An 18,420-nucleotide genomic window follows, 5' to 3' on the forward strand; every position below is an offset into this window, starting at 1 on the left:
ATGCACGTCGCCGCCGATCTTCGTGGCCGCTGCAACCGTATTGAGCGTCGCTGCCTTGATCGACGCGTTGTCGTGTTCCGCAATTACCAGAATCGTCATTTTTTCGCGTCTCCTTTACAGCACCTTGGCTTCGGTCTTCAGCTTCTCGACCAGCGTCTTCACGTCCGGCACCGTGATGCCGGCGCTGCGCTTCGGCGGCTCGACGACCTTCAGCGTCTTCAGGCGCGGCGCGACATCCACGCCGAGATCCGCCGGCTTCACGGTCGTGAGCGGCTTCTTCTTCGCCTTCATGATGTTCGGCAGCGTCACATAGCGCGGCTCGTTGAGACGCAGGTCGGTGGTCACGACGGCCGGCAGCTTCAGCGACAGCGTTTCCGCGCCGCCGTCCACTTCGCGCGAGACGGTGGCTTTGCCATCGGCGATCACGACCTTCGAGGCGAACGTCGCTTGCGGCAGTCCCGCCAATGCAGCGAGCATCTGGCCGGTCTGATTCGAATCGTCGTCGATGGCCTGCTTGCCGAGAATGACGAGTTCAGGCTTTTCCTGATCGACCAGCGCTTTCAGGATTTTCGCGACGGCGAGCGGCTGAAGCTCATCGGCCGATTCGACCAGAATGCCGCGATCCGCACCGATTGCCATGGCCGTGCGCAGCGTTTCCTGACATTGCGTCACGCCGCACGACACCGCGATCACTTCGGTTGCAACGCCCGCTTCCCTCAGACGCACCGCTTCTTCCACGGCGATCTCGTCGAACGGGTTCATCGACATCTTCACGTTGGCGATATCGACGCCCGTGTTGTCCGATTTCACGCGGACCTTCACGTTGTAGTCGACCACGCGCTTGACTGGCACCAGAATTTTCATCCACACGCTCCAAAGTTACGATTACGTCAACCCAGCGTCATTATACGAGCGACGCGGCGGCTCACTTCCCCGCAATCGGGCAGGCCGGGTCATCGTGCAATAGGATTTTCTCTATTTTTATCGAACGGTCGTTCTATTCACATCCACGAAAACCCGTACTCGTCACCTTTTGATGCTGCTTACCACGCGGTGATGACCGCACCCGCGTACTTGCCTTCCACGAACTGCTTCACTTCCGGCGAGTGATACGCCGCCACCAGTTTGGCGACCCACGGCTTGTCCTTGTCGGCGGCGCGGATCGCGATGATGTTCACGTACGGGCCGTGCGGATCCTCGATGGCAATCGCATCCGACTTCGGCTTCAGACCCGCTTCCATCGCGAAGTTCGTGTTGATGGCGGCAGCGTCGACGTCGTCGAGCGAGCGCGGAATCTGCGCCGCGTCCAGTTCGACGATCTTCAGCTTCTTCGGGTTCTCCGCGATGTCGAGCGGCGTGGCCTTCAGGCCCGCGTCGGCGCGCAGCTTGATGAGACCTTGCTTCTGCAGCAGCAGCAGCGCGCGGCCGCCGTTGGTCGGATCGTTCGGCACCGCGATGCGCGCGCCGTTCGGCAGCGCCGCCAGCGACTTCAGCTTCTTCGAATAGATGCCCATCGGGAAGGTCACCGTATCCGCGATCCGGATGAGCTTGTAGCCGCGATCCTTCACTTGCGCGTCGAGATACGGCAGATGCTGGTAGCTGTTCGCGTCGAGATCGCCGGCGGCGAGTGCGGCATTCGGCTGCACGTAGTCCGAGAATTCGATCACCGTGATCTTGAGGCCGTTCTTCGCGGCGACCTGCTTCACCACGTCCATGATCTGCGCGTGCGGGCCGCCTGTCACGCCCATCTTGATGGCGTCTTCAGCGTGAGCGAGGTTGAACAGCGATGCGCTCAGGAGCGCGGCGGCGAACTTCAGGATGAATCGACGTTGCATGGTGTGGTCTCTTGGGATGATTTCTTGGGATGATTTATTTGTGGCTGAGGCGCCGCACGAGCCAGTCGCCGAACGACTGCACGAGTTGCACGAACACGATGAGAATCACGACGACGGTGATCATCACTTCCGGCAGGAAGCGCTGATAGCCGTAGCGGATGCCGAGATCGCCCAGGCCGCCGCCGCCGATCGCGCCCGCCATTGCCGAATAGCCGACCAGCGAGACGAACGTGATGGTCAGCCCGGCGACGACGCCCGGCAGCGATTCCGGCAGCAGCACCTTGAAGACGATCTGGCGGGTGGACGCGCCCATGGCCTGCGCGGCTTCGATGAGTCCGCGATCCACTTCGCGCAGCGCCGTCTCGACAAGGCGCGCGACGAACGGCGCGGCGGCGATGGTCAGCGGCACGACGGCGGCCGCCGTGCCGATCGACGAGCCGACGATCAGGCGCGTGAACGGAATCACGGCGACCAGCAGGATGATGAACGGCGTGGAGCGCACCGCGTTGACGATGCCGCCGAGCACGCGGTTCACCGCGATATTGGGCAGCACGCTGTCGCGGTCGGTCAGATAGAGCAGCACGCCGAGCGGCAAGCCCACGGCCGCGCCCACGAGTCCCGAGATGCCGACCATGACCAGCGTTTCCCAGAACGACTGCACGAACATGTCGAACATCTCACTCAACATGGGACAACTCCTCCACCACGACGCCCTGCGAGCGCAGATAGTCGATCGCTTCCGCGACCTTCACCGGTTGCCCGCCCGCCAGCACCGCGAGCGAGCCGAACGCCTGGCCCTGGATCTCGTCGATCTGGCCATGCAGGATGTTGAAATCGAGCTCGTAGCGGCGGATGGTCTCGGAGAGAATCGGCTGATCGACGCCTGAGCCCGTGAACGCGAGCCGCAGCAGATGTCCGCTGCCGGTCTTGAGGCGCTCGCTCACGCGGGCCTTCAGCGCGGGCGGCAGTTCGTGCGCGATGACATCGCCGATCAATGCGCGCGTCACTTCGTGATGCGGCCGCATGAAGACATCGACGACCTTGCCCTCTTCCACCACGCGCCCCGCCTCCAGCACCGCGACGCGGTCGCACACCTGCTTGATCACTTCCATCTGGTGCGTGATGAGCACGATGGTCAGGCCGAGTTCGCGATTGATCCGGCGCAGCAGGTCGAGAATGGCGCGTGTGGTTTCGGGATCGAGCGCGGAGGTGGCCTCGTCCGAAAGCAGCACCTTCGGCTTGCTCGCCAGCGCCCGCGCGATGCCCACACGCTGCTTCTGGCCGCCGCTGATCTGCGCGGGATATTTGTCCTTGTGCTGCGTCAGGCCGACCAGTTCGAGCAGCGGCAGCACGGCGGCTTCGATCTCGTCGCGCTTCTTGCCGGCGAGTTCGAGCGGCAGCGCGACGTTGCCGTACACGGTGCGCGAACTGAGCAGGTTGAAATGCTGGAAGATCATGCCGATGTCGCGGCGCGCGGCCCGCAGGTCGTCGCGCGAGAGCGTCATGAGGTCGCGGCCGCCCACCACGACGCTGCCTTCGCTCGGCCGCGTCAGCAGGTTGATGGTGCGCACCAGCGTGCTCTTGCCGGCGCCGCTGCGCCCGATGATGCCGAAGACTTCGCCGGCGGGAATCGTCAGATTGACGTTGTGCAACGCCTCGACCCAGCCCCGGGGCCCGGCGAAACGTTGTGAGAGATTGTGAATTTCGATCATGGAAATGCAAACGGCGGAAGGCCTCGCCAGGTGCATGCACCCGCGCAGCCGCCGCCGCTTGATGAAGCTGAAGCTGGTTTTGTCCTGTTCGCCCGCGATTTTACAGGACCGGCTTCATTCTGTTTAATAATGATTTCAGATCACCTAATAACTCATCGAAATGACAGGCAAGGCACGCACGCTCTATTCGACAAGCATGGTTACGACGCGCCATGGCGTCGATTTGCTGCTGCATCGCTGGCAACCGGCGCGGGACGGCGAGACGCAGGCGGTGCTTGCGCGCGTGGCGCTCGTGCATGGCCTGGGCGAGCACGCGGGCCGCTATGACGCGCTGGCGCTCGCGCTGAATGCGGCGGCCATTGAATTGATTGCGGTCGATTTGCGCGGGCACGGCAAGTCGTCGGGGCCGCGCGTGCAGGTGCGCGTTTTCAACGACTATCTGCGCGATACCGACGTGCTGCTCGAAGCCTGCGCCGCGACGCCGCCCGCCGCCACGCCGCTCTTCCTGATGGGCCACAGCATGGGCGGAACGATTGCGGCGCTGTATGCGATCGAGCGCGCGCCGCAAAGGAAGCTGGCTGGGCTGATCTTGTCGAGTCCTGCGCTGAAGCCGGGGCCGGGCACGCCGCGCTGGAAGCTCGCACTAAGCCGGCTGGCAGGGCTGATCGCACCGCGCATGGCCGCGTTCAGCATCGACCCTGCGTTGCTGTCGCGTGCAAGCGGTGTGGTGAGCGCGTATCAGCGTGATCCGCTTGTGCATCACGGTCCGGTGCCCGCGCGCACGGCCGCGCAGATTCTCGCCGGCATGGAGCGCGTGGCGGCGCAGCGCGCGACGCTCGAGTTGCCGCTGCGGATCTTCCACGGCACCGCCGACGCCATCTGCGATCCCGCCGGCAGCCGTGAATTCGAAGCGCACGTCGGCTCGACCGACAGCACCCTCGCGATGGTTCAGGACGGCGCGCACGAGACGCTCAACGACCTGGATCGGGATCGCGTGATCCGTGAACTCATCGACTGGATCCTCGTGCGCGCCGAGCATGCGCGCACGCATGCGTCCGGCTAGATCTCCGCGAGCGCGCGCAGATGCGCGACCACGCTGCGGCCGAGCGCCGAGAGGTTGTAGCCGCCTTCCAGGCAACTGACGATACGCCCTTGCGCGTGACGTTGAGCCACCCCGCGGATCTGCTCGGTGATCCACGCGTAGTCGTCCTCGACGAGGCCCATGTTGGCCATGTCGTCTTCGCGATGGGCGTCGAACCCGGCGGAGAAGAAGATCATCTGCGGCTTGAATGCCTCGAGCCGCGGCAGCCACAGCATGTCGACCACTTCGCGCACTTCCATGCCCTTGGTGCGCGCGGCGAGCGGCACGTTGACCATGTTGTCCGCATGATTGCCGGCGCCGCTGAACGGATAGAACGGATGCTGGAAGAAGCTGCACATCAGCACGCGCGGGTCGCCGCTGAAGGCGGCTTCGGTGCCGTTGCCGTGATGCACGTCGAAATCGACGATGGCGACGCGCTGCAGGCCATGCACCTCGAGCGCATGCCGCGCCGCGATCGCGACGTTGTTGAAGAGACAAAAGCCCATCGCGCGCGCGGGCTCCGCATGATGGCCCGGCGGACGCACGCTGCAGAACGCGTTGTCATAGCGTCCTTCGATGACGGCATCGGTGGCCGCGACCGCCGCGCCCGCCGCGCGCAACGCGGCCTGATAGGACGCGGGGCACATCGAGGTATCGGGGTCCAGTTCGCTGCGTCCGTGCTCGGGCGTGCGGCTCTTGATGTAGTCGATATGCGCCTGCGTATGCACGCGCGCAAGTTCGGCTTCGTCGGCGAGCGGGGCTTCCTCGCGTTCGATCAGCGCGTCGATGCGGCTCGCGATCAGTTGATCTTCAATGGCCTGCAAGCGTGCCGGGCATTCGGGATGCCATTGGCCGTTGTCGTGCTGGAGGCAGTCGGGGTGGGAGTAGAAGCCGGTCGCCATGATGTCTCGCAATGCCGCTTTCGTCGGCTCTCGTCTCGTCTTTTTTCGTCATACACGACCTCGGGCCGCGCCTTTGACGCTAAGTTACCACAGCGTTCCCGATGACGGCCGCGCCCGCGGACTTGGCCGGTACGGGCGCGAGGCGTCGGTTATACTGCCCCGACGCCTTGCCGGCCGTGCCACTGCGCGCGGCCCGTCGCAGGCCGTTGCGTCCCGTTGAGAATCGTTGCGGATCGACCCCGGTCGATCCAGATCAAAGGCCGGCTCGAGCCACCTGAAGCACTGAAGCACCGCGGCAGAATCAAGGCCCACTCGAGACCGGCTCCACGAGCGTCGTGCCGTCCGAACATCCGGCATCGCTCCAACCGCCCCAACCACGCACACCATGACTTTTCAGTTTGCTCCGTCCGACCTCGCGGCCCCGTTCAAGCCGACTCCACGCGCGTTCCTCGCTGCACTCGTCTGCGCGCTCGGCTGCCTCGGCGCAACCGGCGCCGTCGCCCAGTCCCAGCAACCCCAGACCGCGACGCCGCAAGGCCAGATGTTCGAAGAAGAGATCGTGCCGCAGCGTTACGCGAACAATCCGAATGTCGAGGCGTTCATCAACGACATGGTGGCGCGCTACGACTTCGATTCCTCCGCGCTGCACGACCTGTTCGCGCGCGTCAGCTATTCGGCCACGGCGGCGAAGCTGGTGCTGCCCTCGCCCACGCCCGCGACCAAGAACTGGCGCGCATACCAGGCGCGCTTCATCGAGCCGGTGCGCATCAATGCGGGCGTGAAGTTCTGGCGCGCCAATCAGGCGACGCTCAAGCGCGCCGCCGAGCAGTTCGGGGTGCCGCCGGAGATCATTGTGGGCATCATCGGCGTGGAGACGATCTACGGCCGTTACATGGGCAACTTCCGCGCGCTCGACGCGCTGACCACGCTCACCTTCGATTACCCGAACACGCCGAACCGCGCCGAGCGCATGGCGACCTTCCGCAAGAACCTCGAAGACCTGCTCGTGTGGACGCGCGATTCGCAGATCGATCCGACCACGGTGCTCGGCTCCTACACGGGCGCGATCGGCATTCCGCAGTTCCTGCCGAGCAGCATCGTGCAGTACGCGGTGGACTACGACGGCAACAGCCGCATCGACCTGCGCACGAGTCCGGCGGATGCCATCGGCAGTGTCGCGAATTATCTGAAGCAGAACGGCTGGGAAGCGGGCCGTCCGGTGGTGTGGCGCATTGCCGGCGACGAAGGCAGCCAGGGCATTGCCCAGGCGGCGGCGGATGGATCGCCGGAGCCGAAGTGGTCGCTCGCGCAGCTGACCAAGGCCGGCATGCTGCTCAACGAGCCGGGCCTGAATCTCGCGGCCGAAGCTGCCACGCCGCTCACGGTCGTCGATCTGCCCACGCCGGGGCGCGCGACGGAGTACACGCTCGGACTGAAGAACTTCTATGTGCTGACGCGCTACAACCGCAGCTTTTTCTACGCGCTTGCGGTGTATCAGCTGGGCGAGGCGGTGAAGGCGCGCATGATCGCGGGCGATACGGGCGCGAATTCACAATAGCGCGCGGTTCGCTCGAACATGAAGAAAACCCCGGCACGCCGGGGTTTTCTCATTGAGCGCTACAAACCGTCTGGACCTTAAGCGGGAAACACGCCCGTCGACAGATACCGGTCGCCGCGATCGCAGACGATGAACACAATGGTCGCGTTCTCGACCTGACGCGCGATACGCAGCGCGACTTCACACGCGCCTCCTGACGAAATACCCGCGAAGATGCCTTCGACGGAAGCGAGGCGCCGCGCCATGGCTTCCGACGCGGCCTGGCTCACGTTCTCGACGCGATCCACGCGGCTGCGATCGAAGATCTTCGGCAGATACGCTTCCGGCCACTTGCGAATGCCCGGAATACGCGAGCCCTCTTCCGGCTGCGCGCCGATGATCTCGATCTTCTCGTTCTGCTCCTTCAGATACTTCGACACGCCCATGATCGTGCCGGTCGTGCCCATGGACGACACGAAGTGCGTAATGCGTCCTTCGGTCTGCTTCCAGAGTTCCGGGCCCGTGGCTTCGTAGTGCGCGAGCGGGTTGTCCGGATTCGCGAACTGGTCGAGGATGATGCCGCGGCCGTCGCGCTGCATCTGGTCGGCGAGGTCGCGTGCGTATTCCATGCCGCCCTTCACCGGCGTCAGGATGATCTCGGCGCCATACGCCGCCATGCTCTGGCGACGTTCCACCGAGAGATCCTCGGGCATCAGCAGCACCATCTTGTAGCCGCGCATGGCGGCGGCCATGGCCAGCGCGATGCCGGTGTTGCCGCTCGTGGCTTCGATCAGCGTGTCGCCCGGCTTGATGCGGCCGCGTTCCTCGGCCTTGCGGATCATCGACGCAGCCGGACGGTCCTTCACCGAACCCGCCGGATTGTTGCCTTCGAGCTTGCCCAGCACGACATTGTTGCGGCTGCGGATTTCATCGTCCACGACGCGGACGAGCTGCACGAGCGGCGTGTTGCCGATCGTGTCTTCGATAGTCATGTAAGCCATATGCGGAGCGGAATCAGGTTTCACGCACGAGTACGGCTGGCGTGAAAACAGAGGTAAGGGGGTTGGTCGATTGTAGCCCAGCGGTCCTTTCGACGTTCACGCGGCCCTGCCGCCCGGATGGTCTGCGCCGGCGCCGTAATCCCTTCGACAGCTTCAGCCACCCATCATGCATGCAAAAAGCCCCGCGGGAGGCACACCGCGGGGAGCCCAAACGCTCTACAGGCTGAAGGAGTCCGAAGCCCAAGGCCCGGTCACGCGCTGCGCACCAGAGCGCGCCCGGAGCCATTCAACGACGCTGCCGGTTACTTCTTGACCACCACCGGCTTGGCCGAGGCGGACGCCGACACCGGCGTGGCGACCGCCGCGTTGGCCGCGCCGGGCGGTGCCGCGTTACCGGGCGGTGCAGCTGCTGTCTTGGTGGAGGCGCCGATGGTCAGCCCCTCCGCTTCCAGACGCTGGACGGTCTTGCCGCCCATGCCCTTCACGCGCGTGCTGAGATCGCCGGCGTCCTTGAACGGGCCGTGCGCCTGACGTTCGTCGAGAATGGCCTTCGCCTTGGCCGGGCCGATGCCCTTGACGCCGCGCAGCGCGTCGACATCTGCGGTGTTGACGTCGACGGCCGCGAACGCCGAACCAAGGGAAAGGATCAGCGCGAGCGCGGCAAGGGACGAGAGTGCGTGCTTGAACATGACTGAGTCTCCGTGAGGAACCGGCCGGCGACCTGCCGACCGTGAGACCCAGTGTAGTGAGGGAAGGCGCGCGTTTATAGCTGGCCGAACAGCCAGCGCACGTAGCGGTCGACGCCTTCCTGAACCGTCAAGAACGGCGCGTCGTAGCCGGCTGCGCGCAACTTCGACTGGTCGGCCTGCGTGAAGCATTGATACTTGCCGCGCAGCGCGTCCGGAAACGCGATGTATTCCAGCAAGCCGCGCTGCACGAGTTCCGCGAGCGACAGCGTGGCCTCGCCGTCGAGCGCGCGCAAGGAGTTCACGACGGTCGAGGCGATGTCGTTGAACGGCTGCGCGCGGCCCGTGCCGAGATTGAAGATGCCCGACTTCTCCGGATGATCGAAGAAGAACAGATTCACCTTCACCACGTCTTCCACCGAGATGAAATCGCGCGTCTGCTCGCCCGCTGCATAGCCGTTGTATTCGCCGAACAGCTTGACCTTGCCTTCCGAGCGGAACTGGTTGAAGTTGTGAAACGCGACCGACGCCATGCGGCCCTTGTGCGTCTCACGCGGCCCATACACGTTGAAATAGCGGAAGCCGACAATCTGGCTCTTCGCCTGCGGCAACACCTGGCGCACGATCTGGTCGAACAGCAGCTTCGAGTAGCCGTAGACGTTGAGCGGCTTCTCGTACGCGCGCTCTTCGACGAACTTGCTCGATCCGCCGTAGGTAGCCGCCGACGATGCATAGAGGAACTGCGCCCCTTGCGCGAGGCACGTGTCCATCACGTCGCGGCTGTAGCGGAAGTTATTGTCCATCATGTAGCGGCCGTCGGTTTCCATCGTGTCCGAACAGGCGCCTTCATGGAACACCGCGCGTACCTTGCCGAAATCGCCGCGCTTGAAGCGCTCGACGAATTCGGTCTTGTCGAGGTAATCGTCGATGTCGCAATCGACGAGATTCTTGAACTTGTCGGCGCGCGTGAGATTGTCGACTGCGATCACGCGCTGTTCGCCGCGCTCATTGAGCGCCTTGACGATGTTGCTGCCGATGAATCCGGCCGCACCGGTAACGATGATGGTCATGGCGGTTTATCAGAGAGAGGGAATCAGGCGAAGAGTTCGTTGTAGTCGACGGTGGCCGTGCCCAGCTTGCCGACCACGATGCCCGCCGCGCGGTTCGCATACACGATGGAATCGACCAGCGGCACGCCCGCGCCCAGCATGGTGGCGACCGTCGCGATGACGGTGTCGCCGGCGCCCGAGACATCATACACTTCGCGTGCTTCGGCCGATGTATGCACCACCCGGCCTTCGGTGAAGAGCGTCATGCCTTCTTCCGAACGCGTCAGCAGCAGCGCGCCGAATTCGAGTTCGCGACGCAGCTTCGCCACGCGCTCATGCAGGTCTTCTTCCGACTTCCATTGTCCGACGACCTCGCGCAATTCCGCGCGGTTCGGCGTGATGAGCGTCGCGCCGCGATAGCGGTCCCAGTCGTCGCCCTTCGGATCGACCAGGACCGGTTTTCCGGCGCGGCGTGCGTCGGCGATCATCTGCGTGACGTGCGTCAGGCCGCCCTTCGCGTAGTCGGACATGAGGATCACGTCGTGCTGCGGCAGGATCTCGGCAAAGCGTTCGAGGCACGCGCGCAGCACTTCGTGATTCGGCGTGTTCTCGAAGTCCACGCGCAGCAATTGCTGCTGACGCGACAACACCCGCAGCTTGATGGTCGTGAGCAGTTCGGGATCGCGTTCCAGATGCGCCGCGACCTTGCTCTCGCCGAGCAATTCGACCACGCGTTCACCCGGCTCGTCGTGTCCCACGACGCACAGCAAACCCGCCTGCGCGCCGAGCGCCGCCGCATTGCGCGCGACATTGGCCGCGCCGCCCAAGCGATCTTCCTTCTTCTGCACGTGCACGACCGGCACGGGTGCTTCGGGGGAGATGCGGTTGACGTCGCCGAACCAGTAGCGGTCGAGCATCACGTCGCCGACCACCAGCACGCGCGCCGCCGCGACGCGCGCGCGCGGCACGACGGGAATCTCCGTCCTGGTGTCGTGCTTAATGTCGTGAGCCGTTGGAGTCGAGTTCGACATGGGGACGTCCTATTGCGTAGTAGTCGATGCCCAGTTCGGCCATCGCTTCCGGTTCGTACAGATTGCGGCCATCGAAAATCACCGGCGCCTTCAGCGCGCCTTTCAGATGAGCGAAGTCGGGGCTCTTGAATTCCTTCCATTCGGTCACGATGACGAGCGCATCGGCGTTCGTCAGCGCATCCTGCTGCGTCTTCACGAAGTGCAGGCGCTTCATGTCCTCCGCACGATCCGCGAGATCGAGCGCGAAGACGCGTTCGGCCTCGTCGCGCGCGACCGGATCGTAGGCCTGCACCGACGCGCCGCGCTTCAGCAGCGCCTGGATCATGCGGCGGCTCGACGCCTCGCGCATGTCATCGGTGTTCGGCTTGAACGCCAGGCCCCAGACCGCGAAGGTACGGCCGCGCAGATCCTCGCCCATGCGCCGCACGATCTTGTTGACGAGCACTTCCTTCTGGTCGTCATTGACGGCTTCCACGGCTTCGAGAATGCGCAGCGTGTGGCCGTTTTCACGGGCCGTCTGCGCGAGCGCCTGCACGTCCTTCGGGAAACACGAGCCGCCATACCCGCAGCCCGCATACAGGAAGTGATAGCCGATGCGCGGATCCGAGCCGATGCCGCGCCGCACCGCTTCGATATCGGCGCCGACGGTATCCGCGAGATTCGACAGGTCGTTCATGAACGAGATGCGCGTGGCGAGCATCGCGTTGGCCGCGTACTTGGTGAACTCCGCCGAGCGCACGTCCATGTAGAGCGTGCGTTCGTGATTGCGATTGAACGGCGCGTACAGGCGCTTCATCTTCTCGCGCGCGAGCTGGCCGGCATGATCGTCGTCGATGCCGATCACGATGCGGTCGGGCCGCATGAAGTCATCGACGGCCGCGCCTTCTTTCAGAAACTCCGGGTTCGACACGACCGAGAAGCCGTGCTTGTCCGAGCCGTCGAGGCCGCGCGCCTTGAGTTCCTCGGCGACGACGCGTCCCACCTGGAGCGCCGTGCCGACCGGCACCGTCGACTTGTCGACGATCACCTTGAAGCCGTTCGAATACTTGCCGATGTTGCGCGCCGCCGCGAGCACGTATTGCAGGTCGGCGGAGCCGTCTTCATCCGGCGGCGTGCCGACGGCGATGAACTGGATGTCGCCGTGCTCGACGCTCGCTTTCACGTCGGTGGAAAACTGGATGCGGCCCGCGGCGCGCGTGCGCCGGAGCATTTCCTGCAGGCCCGGCTCGTGGATGGGCACGCCGCCGTTGTTGAGAATCTCGATCTTGCGCGGATCGACATCCACGCAAAACACGTCATTGCCGATTTCGGCGAGACACGCGCCGGTCACTAGACCGACATAACCCGTGCCGACGATGGTCACTTTCATACGCTTTCCAGTGAGGTCTGAATTGCCGGGGCGCACGCAGCGCCCGCTTTCACGCGTGTTCCGATTCTGCTCGCGCGGCTCAGGCCGAACTCGTGATCGGCTCGACGCGGCGCGGCGCGTAGGTCTCCCAGCCGCTGCAGCCGGGGCACTGCCAATAGAATAGCCGCGCGCGGAAACCGCAGGTCTGGCACGTGTAACGCGGCAGATTCTTGGTGCGCTGCTTCACCAGATTGCGCATCAGTTCGAGTTCGCCGCGGCGCGGTTCCTCGGCCGTCGCTTCCTGCGCTTCGAGCAGGCGCGTCATGCCCGCGAGATTCGGCGCGCTCTCCATTTGCTTGCGCGCCAGCGCGTGCGCCGCTTCCAGTCCGCGCAGTTCCTGCACGTGCTTGTACGCGACATCGAGCAAATCGTTCGACGGATAGCGGCTCGCGTACTCGGTCAGCAGCGCGACGCCGTCTTCCTTGCGCTCGAGCGCGCTGTAGGCCTTCATCAGCTTTTCGGCGACCAGCGGAAGATACGCCTCGTTCTGCTCCTCGACGCGCTTCCAGTGCGCAATCGCGCCGTCCAGGTTGCCGGCGGCCGCTTCCACGTCGCCGCCGAGGATGGTCGCGCGCACGTTGTCCGGATTCGACGCCAGCGCGAGTTTCAGCTCCGCGCGCGCGCCATCGGGATTCTTGCGCTGCAACGCTTCCTGCGCGAGCTCGCAATGGAAATGCGCGATCTCCATGTGCAGCGACGGTGCGCCCATCTTCTCGATCTGCTCGGCCGTCGCGATGGACTTCGGCCAGTCCTTCTCGATCTCGTAGATGGTCAGCAGCGCGCGTTTCGCGCCGAGCGAGTATTCGCCGGAATCGAGCGAGCGGAAGGTTTCCTCGGCGCGGTCCAGCAAGCCGGCTTTCAGGAAATCCTGGCCCAGTTCGTAGAGCGCGTGATCGCGTTCCGCGACCGGCAGATCGGCGCGGCTCAGCAGGTTCTGATGCACGCGGATCGCGCGATCGGTCTCGCCCCGGCGACGGAACAGGTTGCCGAGCGCGAAGTGCAGTTCGATGGTTTCCGGATCCAGCTTGGCAACTTCGATGAAGGCGTCGATGGCCTTGTCGTGTTGCTCGTTGAGGAGGAAGTTGAGGCCGCGGAAGTACGAGCGCGGCAGGTTCGCATTCTCGGACAGCAGCGTTTTCAGGTCATAGCGGGACGTCATCCAGCCCAGCGCGAACGCGACGGGAATGACGAGCAGCCACCAGAAGTCTAGATCCATGCGATTAGTCGAGAAGAGTGAGGTGTCTGCCGGCCGCGGGCGTCATGTTCAGATGAGCGGCGGCATCGGCGGTTCTTCCTTCACCACCGGCGTCTCGCGCGCCACGCGCAGTTCGCGCTTGAGACGGCCGTTCTCCATGCGCAGGCGCACCCGCGCCGGCAACGCGGAGACGAGTCCCGCCAGCAATCCAACGACGAAAAACGCCAGGCCGATCAGGATCAGCGGCGCTTGCCAGGCATAGCCGGCGAGGAAATTCAGCGTCGCCGTCTGGGTGTTGGCCAGGGCCAGCACCAGAAGCAGCACGAAAACCAGGACGCGGATCAGCCAGACAATGAATTTCATACGAGGTCTCGCGGGAGCGGTTGCGGGTGGTACACGTGGCGCATGCAGCGGTGCAGGATGCGGCCGTTTATTGTGGAACGGCGAGCGAAGCATGTTACGAGGTCAAAGTGACCGGTATTGTAATTGATGCTTATGCGCACCGGCAGTCGCCGGCGCTTTGCTCGTCTTTCAGCAAGCCACGCACCCGTCGAGTACACAGCGCGTGCAAATGCAGCGCCCATGAAAAAAGCACCCCGAAGGGTGCTTTCTCTGGTCGATGGCCCGCTGGCCGACGATACGTTCGGGGCATCCCCGCCGACAAACCCGGCCGATCAGAGATCGTCCGAATCATCGTCATTCGACATCTTCAGCGGCTCGCCCGAACGGCCGTCGACGCGTTCGCGCAATTCCTTGCCCGGCTTGAAGTGCGGCACGAATTTCTCCGGCACCAGCACTTTCTCCCCCGACTTGGGATTACGCCCGACGCGCGACGGACGACGGTTGAGCCCGAAGCTGCCGAAGCCGCGAATCTCGATGCGGTGACCGTTGGCCAAGGCCTCCGACATCGCATCGAGCATCGTCTTCACCGCGAAATCCGCATCCTTGAGGACAAGTTGCGGAAATCGCGACGCCAACTGGGCGACCAATTCCGATTTGGTCATTCTGCAGCCGTGCCGTTAAGGGCTTAGCTGTTCTGGCCGTCGAGCTTGGCCTTGAGCAGCGCGCCGAGGTTGGTCGTGCCGGTCGCGGCGGCGTTCGAGTCGCCCTGCAGGCTGCGCATGGCTTCCTGCTGTTCGGCCGAATCCTTCGCCTTGATCGACAGGTTGATGCCACGCGACTTGCGATCGATGTTGATGATCATCGCGTTGACCTTGTCGCCTTCCTTCAGCACGTTGCGCGCATCTTCCACGCGGTCCTGAGCGATTTCGGAAGCACGCAGGTAGCCTTCGACATCCGCGTTCAGCGCAATGACAGCACCCTTCGGATCCACCGACTTCACGACGCCGTCGACGATGGCGCCCTTGTCGTTGATCGCGACGAAGTTGCTGAACGGGTCGCCTTCCAGCTGCTTGATGCCCAGCGAGATGCGTTCCTTCTCGACGTCGATGCCCAGAACCACGGCTTCGACTTCGTCGCCCTTCTTGTACTTGCGGACGGCTTCTTCGCCGGTTTCCGACCACGACAGGTCCGACAGGTGAACCAGACCGTCGATGCCGCCAGGCAGACCGATGAACACGCCGAAGTCGGTGATCGACTTGATGGCGCCGGACAGCTTGTCGCCCTTCTTGTAGTTGCGGCTGAAGTCATCCCACGGATTCGGCTTGCACTGCTTCATGCCGAGCGAGATACGGCGGCGGTCTTCGTCTATTTCGAGAACCATGACTTCGACTTCGTCGCCCAGCTGGACAACCTTCGACGGCGCAACGTTCTTGTTGGTCCAGTCCATTTCCGACACGTGAACCAGGCCTTCGATGCCCGATTCCACTTCGACGAATGCGCCGTAGTCGGTGATGTTGGTGACCTTGCCGAACAGGCGCGTGCCCGACGGGTAACGGCGCGAGATACCTTCCCACGGATCGTCGCCCAATTGCTTGATGCCCAGCGAAACGCGGTTCTTCTCTTGGTCGAACTTGAGGATCTTGGCGGTGACTTCCTGGCCAACCGACAGGACTTCCGACGGGTGACGCACGCGACGCCATGCGATGTCGGTGATGTGCAGCAGGCCGTCGATGCCGCCGAGGTCCACGAACGCGCCGTAGTCGGTGATGTTCTTGACCACGCCTTCGACGATCGCGCCTTCCTTCAGCGTCTCGAGCAGCTTTGCGCGCTCTTCGCCTTGCGTGGCTTCGATCACCGCGCGGCGCGACAGCACCACGTTGTTACGCTTGCGGTCCAGCTTGATGACGCGGAATTCGAGCGTCTTGCCTTCGTACGGGGTCGTGTCCTTGACCGGACGCGTGTCGACGAGCGAACCCGGCAGGAACGCGCGGATGCCGTTGACCATCACGGTCATGCCGCCCTTGACCTTGCCGGTGATCGTGCCGGTCACGAGTTCGTTGTTGTCCAGCGCTTTTTCCAGCGACAGCCACGAAGCGAGGCGCTTCGCCTTGTCGCGCGACAGGATGGTGTCGCCATAGCCGTTTTCCAGCGCGTCGATCGCGACGGAAACGAAGTCGCCCGCCTGCACTTCCACTTCACCCGCGTCGTTCAGGAATTCTTCGAGCGGAATATAGGCTTCGGACTTGAGACCAGCGTTGACGACCACGAAGTTGTGGTCGACGCGCACGACTTCGGCGGAGATCACTTCGCCAGCGCGCATGTCCTGCTTGGTCAGCGACTCTTCGAACAGAGCCGCGAAAGATTCGGTATTCGGGGTGGAGGTTTGCAGGTCGGACATAAAAATCTGTATTTGCACAGCCCTTGCGCGGTGGTCCGGGAACAATCCCATGCTGGACCGGTGAAACGCAAAGCCGTACGGGGTTAAGGGGTTTTACACACGTCCCGCCTCCCGGCGGAACACCTTGCTGCCTGCGTCTACTGCTTGCTGCTTGCTTGTTGTTGCACTACGCGAATCCCGCTGTACCAGCCGATGATCTGCTCGACCGCCTGGTCGATGGACAGACCGGAGGTGTCCAGCGTCTTCGCATCCGCTGCAGGCTTGAGCGGCGCGACGCTCCGGTTCATGTCCCGGGCGTCCCGTTCGCGCAAATCGCGCAGCAGGTCATCTATGTTAGCAGAAAAACCTTTTTGCATCAATTGCTTATGCCGTCTGGCAGCGCGCGCCTCGACGCTCGCCGTCAAAAACACCTTCAGCGTGGCGTCCGGGAAGATCACGGTGCCCATGTCGCGGCCGTCGGCGACCAGTCCCGGGCGCTTGCGGAAGGCCCGCTGGCGCGCGACCAGCGCCTGACGCACCTCGTGGTGGACGGCGATGGCAGAGGCGCGGTTGCCCACTTCTTCCTGCCGGATTTCGCCGGACACATCCACGCCATCGAGCTGGGCGCAGCCTTCGCGGAAGGTGATATGGAGCGACTCGATCAGCTTTGCAAGGCCGGCCGCATCGTCCGTCGCGATCTGATAGCGCACGCTCGCGAGCGCCGCCAGCCGGTACAGCGCGCCGCTGTCGAGCAGGTGGAAGCCCAGCGTCGCCGCGACGACCGCGGCGACCGTGCCCTTGCCCGAAGCGGTCGGCCCGTCGATGGTGATCACTGGAATGGGGTCGAATGGACGGGTCGGTTTCATTGAATCTGGCCGTACTGGCCCGTTAGTGTTGCCGTTGAAATCAAAGTCATCGCGCTTCACGGTACCGCACGCCGGTTACGCCTTCACGAGGGCCGCGAAGCGCTCGAAGTAGTCCGGGAACGTCTTGTTCACGCATTTCGGATCGTTGATGCGCACCGGCACGCCGCCCAGGCTCACCAGCGAGAAGCACATGGCCATGCGGTGATCGTCGTAGGTGTCGATCGCGGCGCCCGGCGTGAGGGTCGCGGGCGGCGTGACCACGAGATAGTCCGCGCCCTCTTCCACCGTCGCGCCGACCTTGCGCAGTTCCGTCGCCATCGCGGCGATGCGGTCGGTTTCCTTCACGCGCCAGCTCGCGATATTGCGCAGCGTCGTCGTGCCGTTCGCGAACAGCGCGGCCACCGCGATGGTCATCGCGGCATCGGGAATCAGGTTGAAATCCATGTCGATGGCAGCGAGCCTGCCGTCGTCGGACTCGACGCCCCGCACCTCGATCCAGTCCTCGCCCATCATGATGTTCGCGCCCATGCGGTTGAGCGCGTCGGCGAATCCGACATCGCCCTGGATGCTCGACCGCCCGACGCCTTCCACGCGCACCGGACCGTGGCCGATCGCGCCCGCCGCCAGAAAATACGAGGCCGACGACGCATCGCCTTCCACCATGATCGCGCCCGGCGAGCGATAGCCGGCGCCGGCCGGAATCGTGAAGCGCGCCCAGCCGTCGCGCTCGACGCGCACGCCGAAGCGCTCCATCAGGCGAATGGTGATGTCGATATAAGGCTTCGAAATCAGCTCGCCCTCGATCTCGATCGTCACCGGCCCGTTGCGCCCTTCGGCCACCGGCAGGCTCATCAGCAGCGCGGTGAGGAACTGGCTCGACACGTCGCCGCGCACGCGCACGGGACGGTCCACCGCGATCTTCGCCGGGTGGATCCTGAGCGGCGGAAAGCCGTCGTTGAGTTCGTAGTCGATCTGCGCGCCGATCTGACGCAGCCCGTCGACGAGATCGCCGATCGGCCGCTCGTGCATGCGCGGCACGCCGTGCACGCGGTATTCACCGCCGTTGACGGCCAGCGCCGCGGTCAGCGGGCGCACCGCCGTGCCGGCGTTGCCGAGGAACAACTCCGCCGACTTCGACGGAAACGCGCCGCCCGTCCCGGCCACGACGATCCGCTCGCCTTCCTCGCGGACGCCAACGCCGAGCGTCTTGAGCGCGGCGATCATCACGCGGGTGTCGTCGGAATCGAGCAGATTGGTGATCGAGGTTTCGCCGCTCGACAATGCCGCGAGCAGCAGCACGCGGTTCGAGATGCTCTTCGACCCGGGCAAGCGCACCGTGCCGGACGCGCGCGAGAAAGGTCCGAGATCCAGATGTTCCATAGTGTGTCCTTGTTTTAC

Annotated in this window: 18 protein-coding genes and 1 pseudogene; 2 read left to right on the forward strand and 17 right to left on the reverse strand. The window is 64.2% G+C overall.

The window, feature by feature from the left end; genetic code table 11:
- From QCE69_RS10770 to QCE69_RS10790, 5 genes and pseudogenes are all read right to left on the reverse strand, one after another.
- A pseudogene (locus QCE69_RS10770) lies at window positions 1-99 on the reverse strand (electron transfer flavoprotein subunit alpha/FixB family protein); the annotation flags it as partial.
- A gap of 15 nt (window positions 100-114) precedes the next feature.
- Window positions 115-864, reverse strand: coding sequence for an electron transfer flavoprotein subunit beta/FixA family protein (locus tag QCE69_RS10775; protein WP_309809274.1), 750 nt, complete (start codon window positions 862-864; stop codon window positions 115-117).
- A 179-nt stretch (window positions 865-1,043) separates the two neighbouring features.
- The gene (locus QCE69_RS10780) at window positions 1,044-1,835 is read right to left on the reverse strand and encodes a MetQ/NlpA family ABC transporter substrate-binding protein (protein ID WP_309917856.1); all 792 of its coding nucleotides are present in this window, start codon (window positions 1,833-1,835) and stop codon (window positions 1,044-1,046) included.
- Between the two features lie 34 nt (window positions 1,836-1,869).
- On the reverse strand, window positions 1,870-2,523 hold the full coding sequence (locus tag QCE69_RS10785; protein ID WP_309809278.1) for a methionine ABC transporter permease: 654 nt from the start codon (window positions 2,521-2,523) through the stop codon (window positions 1,870-1,872).
- A complete protein-coding gene (locus QCE69_RS10790) occupies window positions 2,513-3,547 on the reverse strand; it encodes a methionine ABC transporter ATP-binding protein (RefSeq protein WP_309930646.1) in 1,035 nt (344 codons plus the stop codon). Before QCE69_RS10790 ends, QCE69_RS10785 begins: the two co-directional genes overlap by 11 nt.
- Window positions 3,548-3,707: 160 nt before the next feature.
- Here QCE69_RS10790 and QCE69_RS10795 point away from each other — a divergent pair, with 160 nt between their 5' ends.
- On the forward strand, window positions 3,708-4,610 hold the full coding sequence (locus QCE69_RS10795) for an alpha/beta hydrolase (RefSeq protein ID WP_309930647.1): 903 nt from the start codon (window positions 3,708-3,710) through the stop codon (window positions 4,608-4,610).
- On the opposite strand, the gene QCE69_RS10800 is transcribed toward QCE69_RS10795, so the two are convergent.
- On the reverse strand, window positions 4,607-5,530 hold the full coding sequence (locus QCE69_RS10800) for a histone deacetylase family protein (protein ID WP_309930648.1): 924 nt from the start codon (window positions 5,528-5,530) through the stop codon (window positions 4,607-4,609). The genes QCE69_RS10795 and QCE69_RS10800 overlap by 4 nt on opposite strands.
- 385 nt (window positions 5,531-5,915) lie before the next feature.
- Between QCE69_RS10800 and mltB the strand changes: the two genes are divergently transcribed.
- Entirely contained in the window at window positions 5,916-7,088 is a 1,173-nt protein-coding gene (gene mltB, locus QCE69_RS10805) for a lytic murein transglycosylase B (protein ID WP_309917868.1), read from the forward strand.
- Window positions 7,089-7,165: 77 nt separating this feature from the next.
- Here the strand turns inward: mltB and cysM are convergent, their stop codons facing one another.
- The 11 genes from cysM to aroA form a co-directional block, all read right to left on the reverse strand.
- Window positions 7,166-8,068: a cysteine synthase CysM gene (cysM, locus tag QCE69_RS10810; RefSeq protein ID WP_309917872.1), complete on the reverse strand. Its 903-nt coding sequence runs from the start codon at window positions 8,066-8,068 to the stop codon at window positions 7,166-7,168.
- A 302-nt stretch (window positions 8,069-8,370) separates the two neighbouring features.
- Window positions 8,371-8,757, reverse strand: a complete 387-nt coding sequence (locus tag QCE69_RS10815; RefSeq protein WP_309917875.1) for a helix-hairpin-helix domain-containing protein — start codon at window positions 8,755-8,757, stop codon at window positions 8,371-8,373.
- A gap of 74 nt (window positions 8,758-8,831) precedes the next feature.
- Complete coding sequence (rfaD, locus tag QCE69_RS10820; protein WP_309809291.1) at window positions 8,832-9,824, reverse strand: ADP-glyceromanno-heptose 6-epimerase; 993 nt, start codon at window positions 9,822-9,824, stop codon at window positions 8,832-8,834.
- 23 nt (window positions 9,825-9,847) lie between these two features.
- The gene (rfaE1, locus tag QCE69_RS10825; protein WP_309930649.1) at window positions 9,848-10,834 is read right to left on the reverse strand and encodes a D-glycero-beta-D-manno-heptose-7-phosphate kinase; all 987 of its coding nucleotides are present in this window, start codon (window positions 10,832-10,834) and stop codon (window positions 9,848-9,850) included.
- Window positions 10,800-12,203 carry a UDP-glucose/GDP-mannose dehydrogenase family protein gene (locus tag QCE69_RS10830; RefSeq protein ID WP_309917878.1) on the reverse strand — a complete coding sequence of 468 codons (1,404 nt, stop codon included), beginning with the start codon at window positions 12,201-12,203 and terminating at the stop codon, window positions 10,800-10,802. The genes rfaE1 and QCE69_RS10830 overlap by 35 nt, the downstream gene beginning before the upstream one ends.
- 79 nt (window positions 12,204-12,282) lie before the next feature.
- Window positions 12,283-13,458, reverse strand: coding sequence for a lipopolysaccharide assembly protein LapB (gene lapB / locus QCE69_RS10835; protein WP_309809297.1), 1,176 nt, complete (start codon window positions 13,456-13,458; stop codon window positions 12,283-12,285).
- A 48-nt stretch (window positions 13,459-13,506) separates the two neighbouring features.
- Window positions 13,507-13,800 carry a LapA family protein gene (locus tag QCE69_RS10840; RefSeq protein ID WP_309809299.1) on the reverse strand — a complete coding sequence of 98 codons (294 nt, stop codon included), beginning with the start codon at window positions 13,798-13,800 and terminating at the stop codon, window positions 13,507-13,509.
- Window positions 13,801-14,111: 311 nt separating this feature from the next.
- Window positions 14,112-14,441: an integration host factor subunit beta gene (locus QCE69_RS10845; RefSeq protein WP_309809301.1), complete on the reverse strand. Its 330-nt coding sequence runs from the start codon at window positions 14,439-14,441 to the stop codon at window positions 14,112-14,114.
- A 23-nt stretch (window positions 14,442-14,464) separates the two neighbouring features.
- On the reverse strand, window positions 14,465-16,195 hold the full coding sequence (rpsA, locus tag QCE69_RS10850) for a 30S ribosomal protein S1 (protein ID WP_309809303.1): 1,731 nt from the start codon (window positions 16,193-16,195) through the stop codon (window positions 14,465-14,467).
- Window positions 16,196-16,314: 119 nt separating this feature from the next.
- Entirely contained in the window at window positions 16,315-17,022 is a 708-nt protein-coding gene (gene cmk / locus QCE69_RS10855; protein WP_309930650.1) for a (d)CMP kinase, read from the reverse strand.
- Window positions 17,023-17,097: 75 nt separating this feature from the next.
- Complete coding sequence (gene aroA / locus QCE69_RS10860; RefSeq protein WP_309917884.1) at window positions 17,098-18,402, reverse strand: 3-phosphoshikimate 1-carboxyvinyltransferase; 1,305 nt, start codon at window positions 18,400-18,402, stop codon at window positions 17,098-17,100.
- Window positions 18,403-18,420 lie beyond the last annotated feature (18 nt).

Source organism: Caballeronia sp. LZ032 (assembly GCF_031451315.1).
In the GTDB taxonomy this organism is placed as follows: domain Bacteria; phylum Pseudomonadota; class Gammaproteobacteria; order Burkholderiales; family Burkholderiaceae; genus Caballeronia.

Excerpts from the sequence above, each read along its gene's own strand:
- rfaD (WP_309809291.1), bottom strand. The coding sequence starts at position 9,824 with ATGACCATCATCGTTACCGGTGCGGCCGGATTCATCGGCAGCAACATC.
- QCE69_RS10815 (WP_309917875.1), bottom strand. The coding sequence starts at position 8,757 with ATGTTCAAGCACGCACTCTCGTCCCTTGCCGCGCTCGCGCTGATCCTT.
- QCE69_RS10845 (WP_309809301.1), bottom strand. The coding sequence starts at position 14,441 with ATGACCAAATCGGAATTGGTCGCCCAGTTGGCGTCGCGATTTCCGCAA.
- QCE69_RS10830 (WP_309917878.1), bottom strand. The coding sequence starts at position 12,203 with ATGAAAGTGACCATCGTCGGCACGGGTTATGTCGGTCTAGTGACCGGC.
- QCE69_RS10780 (WP_309917856.1), bottom strand. The coding sequence starts at position 1,835 with ATGCAACGTCGATTCATCCTGAAGTTCGCCGCCGCGCTCCTGAGCGCA.
- QCE69_RS10795 (WP_309930647.1), top strand. The coding sequence starts at position 3,708 with ATGACAGGCAAGGCACGCACGCTCTATTCGACAAGCATGGTTACGACG.
- rfaE1 (WP_309930649.1), bottom strand. The coding sequence starts at position 10,834 with ATGTCGAACTCGACTCCAACGGCTCACGACATTAAGCACGACACCAGG.
- mltB (WP_309917868.1), top strand. The coding sequence starts at position 5,916 with ATGACTTTTCAGTTTGCTCCGTCCGACCTCGCGGCCCCGTTCAAGCCG.
- aroA (WP_309917884.1), bottom strand. The coding sequence starts at position 18,402 with ATGGAACATCTGGATCTCGGACCTTTCTCGCGCGCGTCCGGCACGGTG.
- QCE69_RS10775 (WP_309809274.1), bottom strand. The coding sequence starts at position 864 with ATGAAAATTCTGGTGCCAGTCAAGCGCGTGGTCGACTACAACGTGAAG.
- QCE69_RS10800 (WP_309930648.1), bottom strand. The coding sequence starts at position 5,530 with ATGGCGACCGGCTTCTACTCCCACCCCGACTGCCTCCAGCACGACAAC.
- QCE69_RS10790 (WP_309930646.1), bottom strand. The coding sequence starts at position 3,547 with ATGATCGAAATTCACAATCTCTCACAACGTTTCGCCGGGCCCCGGGGC.
- lapB (WP_309809297.1), bottom strand. The coding sequence starts at position 13,458 with ATGGATCTAGACTTCTGGTGGCTGCTCGTCATTCCCGTCGCGTTCGCG.
- QCE69_RS10840 (WP_309809299.1), bottom strand. The coding sequence starts at position 13,800 with ATGAAATTCATTGTCTGGCTGATCCGCGTCCTGGTTTTCGTGCTGCTT.
- cmk (WP_309930650.1), bottom strand. The coding sequence starts at position 17,022 with ATGAAACCGACCCGTCCATTCGACCCCATTCCAGTGATCACCATCGAC.
- cysM (WP_309917872.1), bottom strand. The coding sequence starts at position 8,068 with ATGGCTTACATGACTATCGAAGACACGATCGGCAACACGCCGCTCGTG.
- QCE69_RS10785 (WP_309809278.1), bottom strand. The coding sequence starts at position 2,523 with ATGTTGAGTGAGATGTTCGACATGTTCGTGCAGTCGTTCTGGGAAACG.